General features: G+C 40.4%; 2 protein-coding genes, 1 tRNA gene and 1 pseudogene. 2 read left to right on the top strand and 2 right to left on the bottom strand.

Translation table 11 applies throughout. From position 1 onward, the window contains the following. Positions 1-129 precede the first annotated feature (129 nt). A tRNA-Ser gene (locus tag GQO39_RS08395) sits at positions 130-219 on the bottom strand. Between the two features lie 226 nt (positions 220-445). Here GQO39_RS08395 and GQO39_RS08390 point away from each other — a divergent pair. Both GQO39_RS08390 and GQO39_RS08385 read left to right on the top strand, forming a co-directional pair. Further along, entirely contained in the window at positions 446-637 is a 192-nt protein-coding gene (locus tag GQO39_RS08390) for a hypothetical protein (RefSeq protein WP_156851755.1), read from the top strand. Further along, positions 619-909 carry a hypothetical protein gene (locus GQO39_RS08385; RefSeq protein WP_156851754.1) on the top strand — a complete coding sequence of 97 codons (291 nt, stop codon included), beginning with the start codon at positions 619-621 and terminating at the stop codon, positions 907-909. Before GQO39_RS08390 ends, GQO39_RS08385 begins: the two co-directional genes overlap by 19 nt. 200 nt (positions 910-1,109) lie before the next feature. Here GQO39_RS08385 and GQO39_RS09350 read toward each other — a convergent pair. Then, positions 1,110-1,618: pseudogene (locus GQO39_RS09350) on the bottom strand (hypothetical protein); the annotation flags it as partial. Between the last annotated feature and the right edge of the window lie 247 nt (positions 1,619-1,865).

Raw genomic sequence — 1,865 nt, 5'->3', positions numbered from 1 at the left:
AAATTGGTACAAAACCTAGTGGCAAAATATACAAAACCTGCCGTCAAGCTACAGCTGGTAAGCTACAGTCAAGCTACACTTAAAAAAGATCATACAGAATCAATAAGTTATAGCACGATAAAAGTGCTGTGGCGGAGGGGGTGGGATTCGAACCCACGGTACAGTCTCCTGCACGCCGGTTTTCAAGACCGGTGCCTTAAACCGCTCGGCCACCCCTCCAAATTAAGTATGTCTTTTTGCAAAGTTCTTGCAAAAGGTCAATCATTTAAATGTTTTTTTTAACGTTTTTAATAAAATTTCTTGAATCTCCAATGCAAGCCTTTTCTAAGGTATAGTTTTTAAAAAATGTACAATTTTATTTTAGTCTGAACGAATCTTTCCGAAAGGAATACAAAATCTGGAAGCTTTTGGTATTTATGCCGTCAAAGCAGCCGTGGCTTTTGATATGACAGGTGATCAAATTGGTAAACGCTTTGCCAAATTGGCTGGCAACCCAGAATTATTAGGGCATGTTTTAGAGCTTGTGAAAGATCCAAAAGTCTTTAAAAGTGCTGTAGAGCGAGAGGCGGACAAACAAGCAATGGGTTCCATCGGTCCTCCATCAGGCAGTTTTAACTTTTGCGAAACCGTATCTTAGCTTTGAACATTACCATTGGTGAAGTACTGTTGCCCCTTGTAAACAATTTGATGGAAAGTGTTGGTAATTTTACCAATGAGCTTATGGCATGGAACAATGCCCATCCAACTTTAATAAATACTATTATTAAAACCATTGCCGCACTGATGACTTTTAATATTACTTTGCGTATGTTGTGCATTATCCTCTTTGCTAGTTTCTGCCTTGGTCGGCTTCAATTGATAGGCTCTTTTATCAAGCTTGGTGGTCTTAGGCAATTTGGTGAGGGTTAGCAGTTTCAAAGCGTTCGCTGGGAATAATGGCGACAAGACTTGCTGGGAGTGCACTGTGTCTCCTCCGACCGATGACTTTACTTGTGGTTACTTTGCGAGGAGGGGGTATAGTCTCAAGTACTGCATTCGTTACCTTTTTTTCTTGGATAGGGATAAAGTAGTTGGGGCTAGGTATTACCTCTGTTGTTGGTGCTGTTTTAAAGCCCGATAGAGGCTCTAATTGCCGCTCCAGCTTTTGTATGCCAGATAGAATCGAGTGTATTGCGTATATCTGTTTGTGTAATCTCTGAAACGGGTAGACAGCCTAATTTTGGTAAAATATGCAGTTTTAAATGTAAAACAAATTTCCATCTTTAGCATCATTCTTTAGTTCGGCTTTCCGACTTTCAGAAGTGTCTAGAGCAATGTCTTTTACATAATGGAGATTACGCATTGCCTCACGCTTTTGTTTATTGCGTTCTTTAATGGGGGCATGCCCTTCACGTAAAACAGAACGTCATTGGTTTGCACATTCACGGGCTTTTTTAAAGAAACATCTCTCAACACTTCCAAACTCATTCCGCGACGGGGACTTGTGAAAGGTATAACGATAAAGCCATTGAGCTCCACCATCTTTACGCTTATGAAGGAGCAAGCCGGCACCATCATTTTTGCTCCTTTCTTGTACAATTTTACCCACACGCCAGCCACGCTTGTAACATGCAAGCAAGTGATTTTGATTGATTCAACATACACAGATTTGAAATGAGAGAATCTTACGATATTCGGGAGTCTCATTCAAATTGAATAACTCTAAACTATCTTTACAAATCAATATATTATGCAGGATATTTGGGTGGATATTTATCTCCAGTCAGGCACTGGTGGAAATACGCGCTCGGCATATGGTGTTCCTATTACGACGAACCGTCTACAGACAGATCACGTATCAGATATGTTGCGTGTTAAGAAGGCTT

The organism is Bartonella refiksaydamii (assembly GCF_902652675.1).
Lineage (GTDB): Bacteria > Pseudomonadota > Alphaproteobacteria > Rhizobiales > Rhizobiaceae > Bartonella > Bartonella refiksaydamii.
Note: the sequence above shows the minus strand (reverse complement) of the source record. Positions and strands in the feature narration are given on the sequence as shown.